Source organism: Vibrio sp. 10N.261.55.A7, from assembly GCF_002877365.1.
Lineage (GTDB): Bacteria > Pseudomonadota > Gammaproteobacteria > Enterobacterales > Vibrionaceae > Vibrio.
On the sequence record NZ_MCWZ01000326.1, the window covers coordinates 6,037 to 23,749 of the forward strand.

Below are 17,713 nucleotides of genomic sequence, written 5' to 3' on the forward strand. Positions count from 1 at the left end.
CCAAGTATCCAAGTATCCGGTGCAGGTATCGTGACTGACGGTAATCTTGCTTTTTTGCTTGATTACAGAGGTGCCAATACCGAATGAACTTTCTTTATGGATCAGCATGGCCACTTGTCAGGAACGACAAACCAGAATTTACCGCTTTTAGCTTGCGCATGGATGAATCGGTCGGTTGGTTTTTCTTGAATACGATTAAACTGAGTTAAACCTGTTGCCCAATCTGATTTCTCCAACTCATACAGAGGCTCTTCAATAAGCTCCCATTGACTTTGGTAGCACCAGTAACCCGCTATTTGACTAGGGTTTAGCTCAAACCCTAAGCATTCGGTTGGCACATGCTCAGAAGTAAAAGGATTGATGTATAAGCGACCTTGCATTAACAAGTGTTCCGACAGATCGCCATAGCCGGCGTAATGTTGAGTAAACTCTTTAATTGAGCTCATCTTCAGTTGGTGGGTGAGCATTCTATCAAGCTTTTTATCCAGTTGATCGTGAGCGTTTGGCCCATACCAAACCCCTTGATGAAGCAGATAAAATTTTATTGCTACTTCCCAGTGCTCATGTTGACTCGTTTCGTTGTTGCGCAGGATTAAATCTATTGCGCCGAGTGTTTGCCCCGATGGGGTATTGAGTTGAATTTCTTCTAGTTCCACGTGATATTTTGGAATATTTTCTATCAGTTTTGTGCAGAGATGCTGGTAGAGAAAACCTAATCGACGATTGCCTTCGTAGGTTTCAGAAGCAGGCAAAGGAGTGGTGCTCAAATCAAGAAAGTCCGCAAAGGGAGGTTGTCGCTGAAACAGCGAAGGTGTTGAGGCTATCCATTGATAGAAACGTTGAAGTTGGTTCATCCTTGCGCCTATTGAGTTTCCGTAGGCGACCATTGTAACCATAACCAAGTAGAGTATACACTTTGAGAAATATAATAATTACCGGAACAAGTCATGAATAACCTTCAGTTAGAATCGATTTTGAATGAAAAACTTTCCCCTCAGCTAGTAAAAGATTACAGCCCGAATGGTCTCCAAGTCGAAGGGAGTGAAAAGGTGAAACGTGTTGTTACTGGAGTTACGGCTTCTCAAGCGCTTATTGATAAAGCGGTTGAGCTGAATGCTGATGCGATTCTTGTTCATCATGGTTATTTTTGGAAAGGGGAACCAGAGCCGATTCGAGGAATGAAAGGAAAGCGAATTCGCACTCTTATTAAAAACGATATCAATTTGTTTGGTTATCACCTTCCTTTAGATATCCACCCTGATTTGGGTAACAACGCTGAGCTAGCGCGATTATTGGGCATTAAAGTAGAAGGCGGCTTGGAAGGGCATCCTCAATCGGTCGCAATGTACGGTAGTTTAGATTCGCCTATCAGTGGTAAAGAGTTTGAGGAAAGGATTGAAAAAGCGTTAAATCGCCAGCCGTTACATATCTCTCCTGAAAACGCAGACAAAATCATATCGACAGTCGGATGGTGTACGGGGGGAGGGCAAGACTACATTGAACTCGCGGCGCAAAAAGATCTAGATGCCTTCATTTCTGGCGAGATATCAGAGCGCACGACCTATGTTGCTCGTGAGCAAGACATTCACTATTTTTCTGCTGGCCATCATGCCACTGAGCGTTATGGGATAAAAGCGTTGGGTGAATGGCTACAAGAAGAACATGGGCTTGACGTTATTTTCATTGATATCGATAACCCTGTTTAGTTTCAGTAGAAAAAAAAAAGCTTGATCCAAATAATGGCCAAGCTTTTTATTAAGGATTTCTCGAAATAAGTCGTTTAAGACCTATAGATGAAAACGATATTAGTCACGCTCATGCAGAGGTTGGAAATCACGTTTTTCTTGACCAGTGTAAAGCTGACGAGGACGACCGATACGATTCGTTGGGTCGCTGTGCATTTCGTTCCAGTGTGCAATCCAACCAATAGTGCGAGACATCGCAAAGATTACAGTGAACATTGAAACAGGAATACCAATCGCTTTCAGAATGATACCTGAGTAGAAATCTACGTTCGGGTACAGTTTCTTCTCTACGAAATATTCATCAGACAGTGCTATACGTTCTAGTTCCATTGCCACATCAAGCAGCGGATCATCGATGTTGAGCTCTTTAAGTACATCGTGGCACGCTTCACGCATTACTGTAGCGCGTGGATCGTAGTTTTTATAAACACGGTGACCAAAGCCCATTAGGCGGAATGGATCGTCTTTATCTTTCGCTTTTGCTACGTACTCTTCGATATTATCGACACTGCCAATCTCTTCTAACATGCGCAGACAAGCTTCGTTTGCACCACCGTGAGCAGGTCCCCATAAAGAAGCGATACCCGCCGCGATACAAGCAAATGGGTTCGCACCCGATGAACCTGCTAAACGAACGGTAGAGGTTGAAGCGTTTTGCTCATGATCGGCATGAAGGGTGAAGATCTTATCCATTGCGCGAGCAACGACAGGGTTTACTTCATATTCTTCACATGGATTAGCAAACATCATGTGAAGGAAGTTTTCTGCGTAGCTAAGTTCATTTCTTGGGTAAATGAATGGCTGACCAATTGAATACTTATAACACATTGCTGCTAAAGTAGGCATTTTTGATAATAGACGGTACGCCGCAATTTCGCGGTGTGTATCGTTGTTTACGTCAAGTGAGTCGTGGTAGAAAGCAGCCAGAGCACCGACAACACCACACATCACCGCCATTGGGTGCGCGTCACGTCTAAAGCCATGATAAAAGCTAGCTATTTGCTCATGAACCATGGTGTGGCGAGTTACAGTACGTTTGAAATCTTCGTATTGCTCACGATTTGGGGCTTCTCCATAAAGAAGTATGTAACATACTTCTAAGTAGTCTGCATTATTCGCTAATTGATCGATTGGGTAGCCGCGGTGTAATAGAACACCTTTGCCGCCGTCGATATAAGTGATTTGAGACTCACAAGATGCAGTGGCAAGAAAACCAGGATCGAACGTGAAGTACCCATTTGCTCCTAGTTTACGAACATCGATTACTTCTGGGCCGACAGTCCCGTCCATAATTGGTAGCTCGATTGGCGCTAAACCTTCAATGTGAAGGGTCGCTTTCTTATCCGCCATGACAATCTCCTTTGTTTATTATTAATCCATCCAGGATGTTTATGTGCCATTTTTTTACGTGTGTTCGCATATAAAGTCAATATTTGTACTTCGATGTGTGCACTTAGCGCAACTTTTTATGGCAAATAAGTTAAAAGTCTGTTCTATGTAACAAAAATTGTTACACCAATTGTATTAGAATGTTGCCGGCCTTATAGTGAGGCTAGAAATTTCGGTGAGATCCTTATAAATTCAAGGCTAGAAAGAAATAATCGATATTATTCTCGGTCTTGTTGTTAACATTTTATTTACAATTAACTGGGGTGTTTTCTGGTTTTTTTGTTAATTAAATGTGAACTTTTGTCGGTTATCACACGAGATTCGTTTATAACTATAAATGCTCAATGGAGCTGAGTGAGCAAGCCCGTGAAAGAAAGAAAGTCAAGACCTGTTAATTTAGATTTGCAGACAGTTAGCTTTCCAATTACAGCGATAGCGTCCATCCTACACCGTGTGTCAGGGGTGATAACGTTCGTTGCTATTGGGATTTTATTATGGCTATTGTCGTTATCTCTCGAATCACCACTTGGATTTAAAGAAGCCACTGACATCGTCGATGGTTTTTTTGTTAAGTTTATTCTGTGGGGAATCGCCACTGCCTTGGCCTACCATATCGTAGGTGGTATCCGTCACTTAATGATGGATTTAGGCTATTTTGAAGAACTCGATACTGGAGCTTTAAGTGCTAAAGTCGCTTTCGCTGCCACTGCCGTTCTATCTCTTCTTGCAGGAGTATTAGTATGGTAAAGCATGTTTCGTCATTCGGACGCAATGGAGTACACGATTTCCTACTGATTCGTGCTACTGCCATTCTTATGACCCTATACACTATCTACCTAGTTAGTTTTTTTGCGTTTTCAGGTGATATCTCTTATATCTCTTGGACTCAATTCTTCGGTAGTGCATTCACCAAAATATTCACAATGCTTGCTTTAACATCTGTGCTTATTCACGCGTGGATTGGTTTGTGGCAGGTATTGACTGACTATATTAAGTGCTCAAAATTACGAGGAGGATCGCAATTTCTTATTGTAATCATTCTTTTGAGTTACTTCTTTTCTGGTATTTCTATTTTGTGGGGTGCGTAAGTGACTATTCCAGTTCGTGAATTCGATGCCGTTGTAATCGGCGCTGGTGGTGCAGGTATGCGTGCCGCATTACAAATTTCTGAACAAGGTCTTTCATGTGCCTTGTTGTCTAAAGTATTTCCAACACGTTCTCACACGGTTTCAGCTCAAGGCGGCATTACAGTTGCTTTGGGAAATGCGCATGAAGATCATTGGGAACAACATATGTACGATACAGTCAAAGGATCCGATTACATCGGTGACCAAGACGCGATTGAATACATGTGTAAGAACGGGCCTGAATCAGTTATCGAATTAGAGAAAATGGGTTTACCGTTCTCTCGTTTTGATAATGGTACGATTTATCAACGTCCTTTTGGTGGTCAGTCAAAAAACTTTGGCGGTGAGCAAGCTGCGCGTACTGCTGCTGCTGCTGACCGTACAGGTCATGCACTGCTACATACCCTTTATCAACAGAACATCAAACACAAAACGACGATTTTTTCTGAGTGGTATGCTCTCGATCTTGTCAAAAATGAAGAGGGTGCCGTATTAGGTACCACTGCTTTATGCATGGAAACAGGCGAAGTCTGCTATTTCAAATCTAAGGCAACGATATTAGCGACCGGTGGTGCAGGGCGTATTTACGCGTCGACGACTAACGCACACATTAACACTGGTGATGGTGTTGGTATGGCAATTCGTGCCGGCGTCCCTATGCAAGATATCGAAATGTGGCAGTTCCACCCTACAGGTATTGCGGGTGCGGGTGTACTGGTAACAGAAGGTTGTCGTGGTGAAGGTGGTTACCTTCTTAATAAAGACGGCGAACGCTTCATGGAGCGTTACGCGCCGAACGCTAAAGACTTAGCGGGTCGTGATGTTGTTGCTCGTTCAATGATGATTGAGATTCGTGAAGGTCGCGGTTGCGATGGCCCATGGGGTCCTCATATCAAACTGAAGCTAGACCATTTAGGTAAAGAAACCTTAGAGTCCAGACTACCAGGTGTTTGTGAATTGTCTCGCACATTTGCACACGTGGATCCAGTGAAAGAGCCAATTCCAGTTATACCTACGTGTCACTACATGATGGGTGGCGTACCTACACAGGTTTCTGGCCAAGCGATTAAACAAGATGAAAGCGGCGCTGATGTTGAAGTTCAAGGGCTATTTGCTTGTGGTGAGATCGCGTCAGTGTCAGTGCACGGTGCAAACCGATTAGGTGGTAATTCGTTACTCGATTTGGTTGTATTCGGCCGAGCGACGGGTTTACACCTAGGCGAAACGTTGAAGAAACAAGCTGAAGCGAAACCAGCGACAGAAGACGACATTCAACGTTCACTAGAGCGTTATAATCGTTGGGAAAACAGCACTGAAGGTGAAGACCCAGCTGTTATCCGTAAAGACCTACAACAGTGCATGCAAAATAACTTCTCGGTATTCCGTGAAGGTGATGCGATGGAAAAAGGCTTAGCAGAATTGAAAGTGATTCGTGAACGCCTGAAAAACGCACACTTATCGGATAAATCGACAGAGTTCAATACACAGCGTATCGAGTGTCTTGAGCTAGAAAACCTTATGGAAACTGCATTTGCAACGGCTGTTGCTGCGAACTTCCGTACCGAAAGTCGTGGTGCTCATGCTCGCTTTGATTTCCCAGACCGTGATGATGAACAGTGGCTATGCCATTCTATTTACAACCCAGAGACCGAAAGCATGTCTAAGCGTGGTGTAAATATGGAACCTGTTCACCGTGAAGCTTTCCCACCTAAAGCTCGTACGTACTAAGGAGAGGACCTAGATATGAAACTGAATTTCTCTTTGTACCGATATAATCCTGATGCGGATCAAAAACCGTACATGAAGGATTATGTGCTTGAGGTTGATGAAGGCTCGGACATGATGTTGCTCGACGCTTTGATTCTTTTAAAAGAACAAGATCCATCGATTTCATTTAGACGTTCGTGTCGTGAAGGTGTTTGTGGTTCAGATGGTCTGAACATGAACGGTAAGAATGGCTTGGCGTGTATTACACCATTGTCGGCTTTAAGCAATCAAAGCACGATTGTGATTCGTCCACTGCCTGGTTTACCTGTGGTTAGAGATTTAATTGTCGATATGACGCAATTTTACGATAACTACTCTAAAGTTAAACCGTTCTTAGTGACGGATGGCGATCTGCCACCTTCTCGAGAAAACTTACAGACGCCGGACGAGCGTGCTCATCTTGATGGTTTGTACGAATGTATTATGTGTGCATGTTGTACAACCTCTTGCCCTTCTTTCTGGTGGAACCCAGACAAGTTTATTGGGCCAGCAGGACTGTTAGCAGCGTATCGTTGGTTAATCGATAGCCGAGATACAGCAACAGATGAACGTTTATCTAATCTTGATGATGCATTTAGCGTTTTTCGTTGCCATGGCATCATGAATTGTGTAAGTGTTTGTCCTAAAGGGTTAAATCCAACGAAAGCCATTGGTCATATTAAGACTATGCTGGTGAATCGCTCGGTTTAAATAATAAGATTGTCGCCCCACTTGGGGCGACGAATGCTGCCTTGGCTTAACCAAGGCAAACGTGAAAACTACTGGTTAAGGGAATTTATGCACAACGGCGTGATGAAGGCATGGCTCGAGTCTTCACACTTGGCTGGCGCCAATGCAACTTATGTAGAAGAACTCTACGAAATGTATCTAAGTGATCCCGATCTGGTAAGTGATGAGTGGAAACGTGTATTTGAAGAGTTGCCCGTGCAAGCTTCAGAAGCGGTAGAACAGCCGCACTCGCGTGTCCGCGATTACTTCCGTCGACTCGCTCAAGAAACTAAGCATTACAATGTCCAAGTTAGTGATCCTGATGTCGATGTTAAACAAGTAAAAGTTCTACAGCTGATTAATGCTTTCCGTTTTAGAGGGCATCAAGCTGCAAACCTAGACCCCCTAGGTTTATGGATTAGACCTGCTGTCGCAGAATTAGATCCATCATTCCACAATCTCACTGAAGAAGATTTCGATGAAACCTTCAACGTCGGTTCTTTTGCCATTGGCCAAGAGACGATGGTGCTCAAAGACCTCTATACTGCTCTGAAGCAAACCTATTGTGGTTCGATTGGCGCAGAATACATGCATATGACGAACACAGAACAAAAACGTTGGATCCAACAACGTTTAGAGTCTGTATCCGGTCAACCATCCTTTAACTTAGAAGAGAAAAAAGCCTTCCTAGAAGAGCTGACCGCTGCAGAAGGGCTCGAGCGCTATTTAGGCGCTAAATTCCCAGGTGCGAAGCGATTCTCTCTAGAAGGTGGTGATGCATTGATACCAATGACGAAAGAACTTATTCGTCATGCTGGTAGTCAAGGAATGCGTGAAGTTGTCGTTGGTATGGCTCACCGTGGTCGCTTAAACATGTTGGTTAACGTGTTAGGTAAGAAGCCTCAAGATTTATTCGATGAGTTTGCGGGCAAACATGACGAAACATGGGGTACTGGTGACGTTAAGTACCACCAAGGTTTCTCTGCCGATTTCGCAACTCCAGGTAATGATGTTCACCTAGTTTTGGCATTTAACCCATCTCACCTTGAGATAGTTAACCCAGTGGTTATTGGCTCAGTTCGAGCTCGTCAAGATCGTCTAGACGATAAAGATGGCAGTATTGTTCTTCCTATTACTGTACACGGTGACTCCGCAATTGCTGGTCAAGGTGTCGTGCAAGAGACGTTTAACATGTCTCAAACACGTGGTTTCCGTGTTGGTGGCACGATTAGAATCGTCGTGAATAACCAAGTCGGTTTCACCACGTCAAACCCTCGCGATACGCGTTCTACGATGTACTGTACTGATATCGCGAAAATGGTTCAGGCACCGATTTTCCACGTGAATGCTGATGATCCAGAGGCGGTTGCTTTTGTTGCTCGCCTCGCGTTGGATTACCGAAACGAATTTAAACGTGATGTCGTCATCGAACTCGTTTGTTATCGTCGACATGGTCACAACGAAGCTGATGAGCCTAATGCAACTCAGCCGTTGATGTACCAAAAGATCAAAAAGCACCCAACGCCTCGTAAGCTTTATGCCGATGTACTGATTGATCGTGGAGAGTTCGATATAGAAACCGCGACGGAACTGGTCAACGGTTATCGTGATGCGCTGGACCACGGCGAAGTGGTCGTAAAAGAGTGGCGCCCAATGGCTCTTCACTCAGTAGACTGGTCTCCGTATCTTGGTCATGACTGGAATATGGAATGGGAAAGCAAAATTGAGGTCGAGCGATTAAAAGAGCTCGGTAATCGAGTTTGTCAGTACCCTGAAAGCCATAAGCTGCAAAGCCGTGTAAACAAGCTTTACAACGATCGTGTCGCGATGGTCAGTGGTGAGAAACAGGTTGATTGGGGCATGGCCGAAACGATGGCCTATGCAACATTGGTTGATGATGGTAAGCGTATACGTATCTCTGGGCAGGATTCTGGCCGTGGTACTTTCTTCCATCGACACTCAGTGCTGCATAACCAAATCGATGCGAGTACTTATGTTCCACTAAGTAATATTCATGATAAACAAGGCCCTTTCCAAGTCTTCGACTCAGTGCTTTCGGAAGAGGCTGTGTTAGCGTTTGAATATGGCTATGCGACAGCTGAACCAGGCGGACTGACTCTTTGGGAAGCGCAGTTTGGTGATTTCGCCAATGGTGCACAAGTTGTTATTGACCAATTTATTTCTTCTGGTGAGCAAAAATGGGCACGTTTATGTGGTCTAACAATGCTTCTGCCTCATGGTTATGAAGGTCAAGGCCCAGAGCACTCGTCAGCTCGTCTAGAGCGTTACTTGCAGTTATGTGCTGAACAAAACATGCAGATCGTTGTTCCGTCAACACCTGCTCAGGTTTACCACATGATCCGCCGTCAAGTGGTTCGTCCTATGCGACGTCCTTTGATTGTAATGTCACCTAAGTCATTGCTTCGTCATCCTCTGTGTACGTCTTCTTTTGAAGAACTAGCAGAAGGAACATTCCAAGCGGCAATTGGTGAGATAGACGAACTTGATGCTGCTAAGGTCAAGCAAGTCGTTTTTTGTTCTGGCAAGGTTTATTACGACCTGCTCGCCCAGCGTAGAAACAATGAACAAGATGATATTGCAATTGTGCGTATTGAGCAGCTGTACCCATTCCCACTAGAGGATGTGCAAGCCGCGATTGCCCCATATAAAAACGCGAAAGAGTTTGTTTGGTGTCAAGAAGAGCCTCAAAACCAAGGTGCTTGGTACTGTAGTCAGCATAACTTCTTGGCAGCGATACCAAATGACGGCAAGTTACGCTATACCGGTAGACCAGCATCAGCATCGCCTGCGGTTGGATATATGTCGGTACACTTAAAACAACAGAAGGCGTTAGTTGAAGACGCTTTGACTATCAACCCTCAAGTTTCGAAATAAGAACTAGAAGTAAAAGGAAGACACTAATTATGACTATTGAAATTCTGGTTCCAGACTTACCTGAATCAGTAGCGGACGCGACAGTAGCGACTTGGCATAAACAGCCTGGTGATGCCGTTGAACGTGACGAAGTACTCGTAGATATTGAAACAGATAAAGTTGTCCTAGAAGTACCGGCTCCTGAAGCGGGTGTTCTAGAGGCTATTATCGAAGTAGAGGGTGCAACGGTACTGTCAAAGCAGTTGATCGCTAAGCTTAAGCCTGGCGCAGTTGCGGGTGAACCAACGGCTGATACGACAGATGACAAAGAAGCGTCACCTGACAAACGCCATAAGGCTTCACTGACTGAAGAAAGCAACGATGCACTGAGCCCAGCTGTTCGTCGTCTTCTTGCTGAGAACAACTTAGAAGCCTCTCAAGTGAAAGGCACTGGTGTTGGTGGTCGTATTACCCGCGAAGACATCGATGCACACTTAGCGTCAGCGAAATCTGCGCCAGCAGCAAGTCAAGAGCCAGCGCCTCAGGCTCCTGCCGCAGCACGTAGCCAGAAACGAGTTCCAATGACTCGTCTGCGTAAAACAGTGGCTAATCGTCTTCTAGAAGCGAAAAACAGCACGGCAATGCTAACGACGTTCAACGAAGTTAACATGAAGCCAATCATGGATTTACGTAAGCAATATAAAGACCAATTCGAGAAGCGTCACGATACGCGTCTTGGTTTCATGTCTTTCTACGTAAAAGCGGTAACAGAAGCGCTAAAACGTTACCCAGAAGTGAATGCTTCTATCGACGGTACTGATATTGTTTATCACAACTACTTCGATATTAGTATGGCAGTATCGACCCCTCGTGGCCTAGTGACACCTGTCCTTAAAGATTGCGATACGCTTGGTTTTGCCGATATCGAAAAAGGCATTAAAGAGCTAGCTATTAAAGGTCGTGACGGAAAGCTAACGGTTGATGAGCTTATTGGTGGTAACTTCACTATCACTAATGGTGGTGTATTTGGTTCTCTTATGTCCACACCAATCATCAATCCGCCTCAAGCTGCTATCTTGGGTATGCATAAAATTCAAGACCGTCCAATGGCTGTAGATGGCAAGGTTGAAATCCTACCTATGATGTATCTTGCATTGTCATATGACCACCGCTTAATCGATGGTCGTGAGTCTGTTGGATTCCTTGTGACAATTAAAGAGTTACTAGAAGATCCTGCGCGTCTACTGTTAGACGTTTAGTATCGCTGAAGCGTCGAGTTGATTGAGTTCAGTTGACTCGACGTGGAAGGTTTCATGGGCTAGATGCGCTCAACTGTCTAGCCTTCATTTAGGTCGTTTATTATTGCCCAAATAGAATGCGACTTACTTGAGAAGACCCTACAGACGTTTCGCAATAGAAAGCGACGTTACGGAAATAATAAATCCCTTTAGGGATAAACAAATGGAATAACAAAATGAATTTGCATGAATATCAAGCCAAACAGCTGTTTGCAGAATTCGGTTTGCCTGTGCCAGAAGGCTTCGCATGTGATACCGCTCAAGAAGCTTTTGAAGCAGCTGGACGCGTTAGCACTGAAAAGAAGGTCGTAAAGTGTCAAGTACACGCAGGTGGTCGCGGTAAAGCAGGTGGTGTAGAGCTGCATGACACGAAAGAAGGTGTTAAAGAGTTTGCACAAAAATGGCTTGGTAAAAACCTTGTTACTTACCAAACAGACGCTAACGGTCAGCCGGTAACAAAAATCCTAGTTGAAGAAGCGTCAAACATTGCTAACGAACTATATCTAGGTGCGGTTGTAGACCGTGCAACTCGTAAGATTGTTTTCATGGCATCAACTGAAGGCGGTGTCGACATTGAAAAAATCGCTGAAGAAACGCCTGAGTTGATTCACCAATCAGCGATTGATCCTCTCGTGGGCCCTCAAGCTTACCAAGGTCGTGAACTGGCGTTTAAACTTGGTCTAGTTGGTGATCAAATTAAACAGTTCGTTAAGATCTTCATGGGTCTTGGTGAAATGTTTGCTCAGTACGACCTCGCTCTACTAGAAATCAACCCGCTTGTTATTACTGGTGAAGGTAACCTTCTTTGTCTTGACGGCAAGATCAACATTGACTCAAACGCAATGTACCGCCAACCAAAACTTCGCGAGATGCACGATCCTTCACAAGAAGATGAGCGCGAAGCGCACGCAGCTCAGTGGGAGCTTAACTACGTAGCACTTGATGGTAATGTTGGTTGTATGGTTAACGGTGCTGGCCTTGCTATGGGCACGATGGATATCGTAAACCTACACGGCGGCAAACCAGCTAACTTCCTTGATGTAGGCGGCGGCGCAACTAAAGAGCGTGTAGCTGAAGCATTCAAGATCATCCTATCTGATGATAATGTGAAAGCTGTTCTTGTGAACATCTTTGGCGGTATCGTACGTTGTGACATGATTGCTGAAGGCATCATCGGCGCAGTGAAAGAAGTTGGCGTTGAAGTTCCTGTTGTTGTTCGTCTAGAAGGTACTAACGCAGACCTAGGTCGCGAAGTTCTAGCGAATTCTGATGTTGATATCATTGCAGCTGAGTCACTAACTGACGCTGCTCAAAAAGTTGTTGCTGCTGCGGAGGCGAAATAATGTCTGTACTAATTAATAAAGACACTAAAGTGATCTGTCAGGGCTTCACTGGTGGACAAGGTACTTTCCACTCAGAGCAAGCAATTGCCTACGGTACACAAATGGTTGGTGGTGTTTCTCCTGGTAAAGGCGGACAAACGCACTTAGGCCTACCAGTATTTAACACTGTTCGTGACGCTGTAGAAGCAACAGGCGCAACAGCAACGGTTATCTACGTACCAGCACCTTTCTGTAAAGATGCAATCCTAGAAGCGATTGATGCAGGTATCGAGCTTATCGTAACAATCACTGAAGGTATCCCTACAACGGATATGATTGATGTGAAAGTGAAGCTAGAAGAGACTGGCACGCGTATGATCGGTCCTAACTGCCCAGGTGTAATCACACCTGACGAATGTAAGATTGGTATTATGCCAGGCCACATTCATAAGAAGGGTAAAGTCGGTATCGTATCTCGCTCTGGTACGCTAACTTATGAAGCGGTTAAGCAGACTACAGATGAAGGTTTCGGCCAGTCTTCTTGTGTAGGTATTGGTGGTGACCCTATCCCTGGTTCAAACTTCATCGATATTTTGAAACTTTTCCAAGAAGATCCAGAGACTGAAGCCATTGTCATGATTGGTGAGATTGGTGGTACTGCAGAAGAAGAAGCGGCTGAGTTCATTAAAGCAAATGTGACTAAGCCAGTTGTTTCTTACATTGCTGGTGTTACAGCTCCTCCTGGTAAACGCATGGGCCACGCTGGCGCAATCATCTCTGGTGGTAAAGGTACCGCTGAAGATAAATTTGCAGCATTAGAAGCTGCAGGCGTTAAGACTGTTAAGTCACTTGCTGATATCGGCAAAGGACTACGCGAAATCACTGGTTGGTAATGCCAACTAAGTTTGAATAAAAAACCGAGCTCTTGTGCTCGGTTTTTTTATTTTGTAGTCAATGGTTTGACTCTACGATTACTTCACTTGAAACCTAGATGCTATTAAAGAACCATCGCCGCAATCCAACCAAAAATGATCAGTGGGATATTGTAGTGAATAAAGGTGGGTACAACCGTTTCCCAAATATGCTCATGTTGGCCATCAGCATTGAGTCCTGATGTTGGACCTAATGTGGAATCCGACGCTGGAGAACCCGCATCACCCAACGCCGCTGCAGTACCGACTAGAGCGATCGTTGCCATTGGTGAGAAGCCAAACGCTGCCGCCAGTGGAACATAAATAGTAGCTAAGATTGGAATCGTTGAGAAAGAAGAACCAATCCCCATGGTGACAAGTAAGCCAACAATCAGCATTAACAAGGCTGCAAGAGGTTTGTTGTCGCCTATCGTAGTCGATAACGCTTCAACCAAAGATTCAACGCCGCCAGTTTGCTTCATAACAGCCGCAAAACCTGCCGCCGCAATCATGATGAAACCAATCATAGCCATCATGTGAACGCCTTTGGTAAATACGTCTTGTGTCTCTTTCCATGCGATAACGCCACCAAACGTAAACACCATAAAGCCAGCGAGTGCACCGATTATCATAGAGCCCGTCGATAGTTGAACAGCCAGAGCAACAACAATACCCACGCAGGCAACCAAAATGCTCTTCTTATTGATGCTTTTTGGTTCTTCGTTGACATGAGTGAGTGTTGTCTCTTTGTATTCTCGTGGCTTTCTGTAAGTGAACAAGATAGCGCTCAAGAGGCCAAATACCATGCCCAATGCTGGTAACAACATTGCAGTAGGTACTTGAGAAGCAACAACACTTTCGAGGCCGTTATCATGCAAGTTTTTCAATAGGATATTGTTGAGAAAGATGCCACCAAAGCCAATAGGTAAAATCATATAAGGTGTGACTAGGCCAAAGGTTAGAACACAAGCCACCATACGTCGGTCCATCTTTAACTTTGCGAATACGCCTAAAAGAGGTGGAATAAGAATAGGTATAAAGGCGATATGTACAGGGATGACGTTTTGCGATGACATTGTGACAAGAATCAAAGATGCTAAAACGGCGTATTTCAGGCCAGTTGTTGCGGCGCCATTTTCTTTACCATTAATACGCTTAATCACATTTTGCGCAAGCAAATCGGTAATACCAGACTTAGAGATGGCAACAGCGAATGTGCCAAGCATAGCGTAGCTTAAAGCGATGGTAGCACCCCCACCTAAACCACTCTCAAAAGCAGAAACTGCGTCATTTAAACTCATGCCAGAGACTAAGCCGCCAACGATGGCGCTGAACGTCAAAGCAACAACGACATTCACCCGCATCAAAGCGAGTATCAGCATGATACAGACAGAAATTACAACAGGATTCATAGTTTTCTCGGTTAGTTGTGTTTGTTTTTAGTTGTTATCATCAACAAGAGGCCAACCACCTAAGGCTTTCCACTTATTGACTATGCCACAAAAAAGCTCAGCGGTTTTTTCAGTATCATAGAGTGCTGAATGTGCTTCTTTGTTGTCAAAATCCATCCCTGCAGTTTTACACGCTTTGGCAAGAACGGTCTGACCATAAGCTAAGCCACTTAACGCGGCGGTATCAAAAGTTGCGAAGGGATGGAAAGGGACTCTTTTCAATTTGCTACGCTCGCTAGCCGCCATAACAAAATTATGATCGAACGTTGCATTGTGCGCGACAATAATAGCGCGACTGCAATTTGCGTCTTTTTGCTCTTTACGAACGAGCTTGTAGATCTCTTTCAATGCGTGTTCTTCCGTCACTGCCCCTCTCAATGGGCTGAAAGGATCTATAATTCCATTGAATTCTAGCGCGGCTTTTTCGAGGTTCGCACCCTCAAAAGGTTCGACATGGAAATGGATTGTTGTCGCGGGGTGCAGATCACCGTGTTCATCCATTTTCAAAGTAACAGCGCAAATTTCTAACAAGGCGTCTGTTTCTGAGTTGAAGCCTGCAGTCTCGACATCGATGACAACCGGGAAGTACCCACGGAAGCGTTTGTTAAGTGCAAATGATTCGTTTTCTACAGTCATAATGTTTTCGGTTGGATGAACAAGCCGTGCATTATTGCAGATTCTCGCAGTGAGAAAAACCGAAGAATATTAGATTGAAAGGGAATTCGGCAAATTACATGGCTAGGAAATTGCATTGTAAAGTGAAGATGATAACAGCGGCAAATAATCGCCGTTGAAAGGTAGTATCAAAGAGAACTGTTTATATGAAAAAGTGGGTCGCGATTAGCGCTGTATTATTAACCAATATGATATCTGTACCAACCGCTTTCGCCTTGGACAAACGTTATGTTGCGACGCCAATGCAATCGACTTGGCAGATGGTGGTGAATACACCTTTAGAATGCCGCTTAGTACATCCTATTCCGAACTATGGCGATGCTGAGTTTTCGTCGCGCGCAAGCAAAAAGATCATACTCGATTTTGAGTTAAAGATGCGCAGGCCGATGGGGGAGACGCGAGACGTCAGTCTTGTTTCATTGCCGCCTTCTTGGCGTCCAGGAGAAAATGCGGAGCGAATTACCAATATCAAATTCTTCAAACAATTTGATGGCTATATCGGTGGGCAAACCGCTTGGGGAATTTTGGGAGAACTTGAAAAAGGGCGCTACCCAACATTCAGTTATCGAGATTGGCAAAGTCGAGATCAGCGTATTGAAGTTGCACTATCTTCGGTATTGTTCCAACAGAAATACAACGTATTCAGTGATTGTATCGCGAATCTGCTTCAGTATAGCTTTGAAGATATTGCGTTCACTATATTGCACTATGACCGCAGCAGCGTTCAATTGAACAAAGCGTCACAAAAGCGTTTAGCTCAAATTGCAGAGTATATTCGACATAATCAAGATATCGATCTTGTTCTCGTCTCTACATATACCGACTCAGTTGACACAAGAAGCGTCAGCCAGAATCTGTCAGAGCAGAGAGCTGAAGTATTACGTGATTACTTTGAATCTTTGGGTTTACCTGAAGACCGCATCCAAGTGCAGGGCTACGGCAAACGACGTCCAGTCTCGGATAACTCTTCCCCAATAGGCAAAGATAAAAACCGACGCGTTGTAATTTCTCTAGGTAGAACTCAGGTCTAAGACGTCACTCGGTATCAATTGAGTTTGAACATTGAGATCAGATTACAGTTCGTAGCCGAGTCTAAATGACTGACTTGTTTTGCGATGTCTGGGTTAGGGTGCCGTTTTAGAAACTCTATGAGTGCTTTCTGACAGCATCCTAACGAATCGACATAAGATTCACATTGGCTGTTGGCACATTGTGGAACAAGGGAAAGCACTTTTTCAGAGGCCAGTTGTAAGTACTTTAGTTCATACTTCTCATCTCCCATAGAGCGCCAAAATCTAGCCATGTTGTGGCAAGAAATGACGGAGACGATGAGTCGTTCCTCGATCTCTATCTCTTCGATATGCGTCAACTGGTCACTGATAGTCAGCGCTTGCTGGTAGTGAAGAATTCCTCTTAGGTGATCACTTTGCTGCATTGCAACATCCGCCAGAAGTGTGTGTTCTTCCCATTGTTGTACGTTCATCAATAGATCCTTACCTTAACGCAAATGAGAATTATTATTAACACTTTGGTGTAATAAAGGCAACGTTAAGTTGCCTCTATATCTATCTATCCCTAAAGAATTACTAACCTAACCCTTCGGAGGCATTTTTTCTTTGGATTAATTCAATCATATAACCATCAGGATCTTTCACAAACGCGATCTCTGTACTTCCACCTTTAACCGGTCCAGCCTCTCTAGTGATAACGCCACCGGCTGCTTTAATTGCATCGCAAGTGGAATAAATATCTTCGACACCAATAGCGATATGCCCAAATGCTGTACCCATCTCATAGTCGGTTTTACCCCAGTTGTAGGTAAGCTCGATAACAGCGCCTTGAGATTCATCACCGTAGCCAACAAACGCCAGTGTGTATTCGTATTCTTTGTTTTCGTTTACTCGTAATAACGACATGCCCATGACTTTTGTATAAAACTCAATCGATTTATCCAAATCGCCTACACGTAACATAGTGTGCAGAACTCTTCCGTTTGACATCGTAAATGCTCCTCTTTTTAGAATACAAATACTATATCACACGTACAAACTATCGCCTCGTTGCGTAATCCAATTCGATCTCGACTTTATAAATTGTATGACTTAATTATTGGCGTTATTTAGGCCGAAAGAGTACTGATGGATGATTGAAAATCACAAAAGTGAATAAATAGACAATCGAAGTGTGAGGGTGTTTCGTGCTCACTTTCTCGTTTAAGGCTTCCAATAGGCTCCTTACTTTTGTTAATGAGGCTGGAGTTATTGTTACGCGTGCAGCCAAAATTTTACTATTTTTCAACCTTTGGGAGCGTTCTATACTGTTGGATTTAATGAATTTTCAAGTCTAATTGTATGGTTATATCGAGGTTTAACTTCGTTAATTCGGATTTATCGTTATTAGTGACTATTAACATAGGTTTATACGAATTGTCGGAGGTTTGCTATAT

16 protein-coding genes are annotated in these 17,713 nt (G+C 44.1%); 10 read left to right on the forward strand and 6 right to left on the reverse strand.

The features are described 5' to 3' along the window. Nucleotides 1-101: 101 nt before the first annotated feature. A complete protein-coding gene (locus BCU12_RS21025; RefSeq protein ID WP_102406411.1) occupies nucleotides 102-854 on the reverse strand; it encodes a DUF1853 family protein in 753 nt (250 codons plus the stop codon). A 93-nt stretch (nucleotides 855-947) separates the two neighbouring features. On the opposite strand from BCU12_RS21025, the gene BCU12_RS21030 reads away from it, so the two are divergent. Next, nucleotides 948-1,706, forward strand: a complete 759-nt coding sequence (locus tag BCU12_RS21030) for a Nif3-like dinuclear metal center hexameric protein (protein ID WP_102406413.1) — start codon at nucleotides 948-950, stop codon at nucleotides 1,704-1,706. A 99-nt stretch (nucleotides 1,707-1,805) separates the two neighbouring features. Here the strand turns inward: BCU12_RS21030 and BCU12_RS21035 are convergent, their stop codons facing one another. After that, nucleotides 1,806-3,095: a citrate synthase gene (locus BCU12_RS21035; RefSeq protein ID WP_102406416.1), complete on the reverse strand. Its 1,290-nt coding sequence runs from the start codon at nucleotides 3,093-3,095 to the stop codon at nucleotides 1,806-1,808. Between the two features lie 393 nt (nucleotides 3,096-3,488). On the opposite strand from BCU12_RS21035, the gene sdhC reads away from it, so the two are divergent. The 8 genes from sdhC to sucD all read left to right on the forward strand — a co-directional run bounded on the left by sdhC (nucleotide 3,489) and on the right by sucD (nucleotide 13,123). Further along, complete coding sequence (sdhC, locus tag BCU12_RS21040) at nucleotides 3,489-3,881, forward strand: succinate dehydrogenase cytochrome b556 subunit (protein WP_102406418.1); 393 nt, start codon at nucleotides 3,489-3,491, stop codon at nucleotides 3,879-3,881. Beyond that, nucleotides 3,875-4,222, forward strand: coding sequence for a succinate dehydrogenase, hydrophobic membrane anchor protein (gene sdhD / locus BCU12_RS21045; RefSeq protein ID WP_102406420.1), 348 nt, complete (start codon nucleotides 3,875-3,877; stop codon nucleotides 4,220-4,222). The genes sdhC and sdhD overlap by 7 nt, the downstream gene beginning before the upstream one ends. Continuing rightward, entirely contained in the window at nucleotides 4,223-5,989 is a 1,767-nt protein-coding gene (gene sdhA, locus BCU12_RS21050; protein ID WP_102406422.1) for a succinate dehydrogenase flavoprotein subunit, read from the forward strand. Between the two features lie 15 nt (nucleotides 5,990-6,004). Further along, entirely contained in the window at nucleotides 6,005-6,718 is a 714-nt protein-coding gene (locus tag BCU12_RS21055) for a succinate dehydrogenase iron-sulfur subunit (protein WP_102406424.1), read from the forward strand. 87 nt (nucleotides 6,719-6,805) lie between these two features. After that, nucleotides 6,806-9,631 (forward strand): 2-oxoglutarate dehydrogenase E1 component, encoded by a 2,826-nt coding sequence (gene sucA / locus BCU12_RS21060; protein ID WP_102406442.1) that lies wholly within the window; start codon nucleotides 6,806-6,808, stop codon nucleotides 9,629-9,631. 29 nt (nucleotides 9,632-9,660) lie between these two features. After that, entirely contained in the window at nucleotides 9,661-10,869 is a 1,209-nt protein-coding gene (gene odhB, locus BCU12_RS21065) for a 2-oxoglutarate dehydrogenase complex dihydrolipoyllysine-residue succinyltransferase (RefSeq protein ID WP_102406426.1), read from the forward strand. Between the two features lie 215 nt (nucleotides 10,870-11,084). Further along, nucleotides 11,085-12,251 (forward strand): ADP-forming succinate--CoA ligase subunit beta, encoded by a 1,167-nt coding sequence (gene sucC / locus BCU12_RS21070; protein WP_102406428.1) that lies wholly within the window; start codon nucleotides 11,085-11,087, stop codon nucleotides 12,249-12,251. Beyond that, nucleotides 12,251-13,123, forward strand: a complete 873-nt coding sequence (gene sucD, locus BCU12_RS21075; protein WP_102406430.1) for a succinate--CoA ligase subunit alpha — start codon at nucleotides 12,251-12,253, stop codon at nucleotides 13,121-13,123. The genes sucC and sucD overlap by 1 nt, the downstream gene beginning before the upstream one ends. A gap of 104 nt (nucleotides 13,124-13,227) precedes the next feature. Here sucD and BCU12_RS21080 read toward each other — a convergent pair whose 3' ends face one another. Together BCU12_RS21080 and rnt are read right to left on the reverse strand one after the other, a co-directional pair. Further along, nucleotides 13,228-14,553, reverse strand: a complete 1,326-nt coding sequence (locus BCU12_RS21080) for a Na+/H+ antiporter family protein (RefSeq protein ID WP_102406432.1) — start codon at nucleotides 14,551-14,553, stop codon at nucleotides 13,228-13,230. Between the two features lie 27 nt (nucleotides 14,554-14,580). Then, the gene (gene rnt, locus BCU12_RS21085; RefSeq protein ID WP_102406434.1) at nucleotides 14,581-15,228 is read right to left on the reverse strand and encodes a ribonuclease T; all 648 of its coding nucleotides are present in this window, start codon (nucleotides 15,226-15,228) and stop codon (nucleotides 14,581-14,583) included. Between the two features lie 185 nt (nucleotides 15,229-15,413). Here rnt and BCU12_RS21090 point away from each other — a divergent pair, with 185 nt between their 5' ends. Then, a complete protein-coding gene (locus BCU12_RS21090) occupies nucleotides 15,414-16,298 on the forward strand; it encodes an OmpA family protein (protein WP_102406436.1) in 885 nt (294 codons plus the stop codon). 14 nt (nucleotides 16,299-16,312) lie between these two features. Here BCU12_RS21090 and BCU12_RS21095 read toward each other — a convergent pair whose 3' ends face one another. Both BCU12_RS21095 and gloA read right to left on the reverse strand, forming a co-directional pair. Further along, nucleotides 16,313-16,750, reverse strand: a complete 438-nt coding sequence (locus BCU12_RS21095) for a DUF2753 family protein (protein WP_102406438.1) — start codon at nucleotides 16,748-16,750, stop codon at nucleotides 16,313-16,315. A 103-nt stretch (nucleotides 16,751-16,853) separates the two neighbouring features. Continuing rightward, nucleotides 16,854-17,267 carry a lactoylglutathione lyase gene (gene gloA / locus BCU12_RS21100; RefSeq protein ID WP_102406440.1) on the reverse strand — a complete coding sequence of 138 codons (414 nt, stop codon included), beginning with the start codon at nucleotides 17,265-17,267 and terminating at the stop codon, nucleotides 16,854-16,856. Between the last annotated feature and the right edge of the window lie 446 nt (nucleotides 17,268-17,713).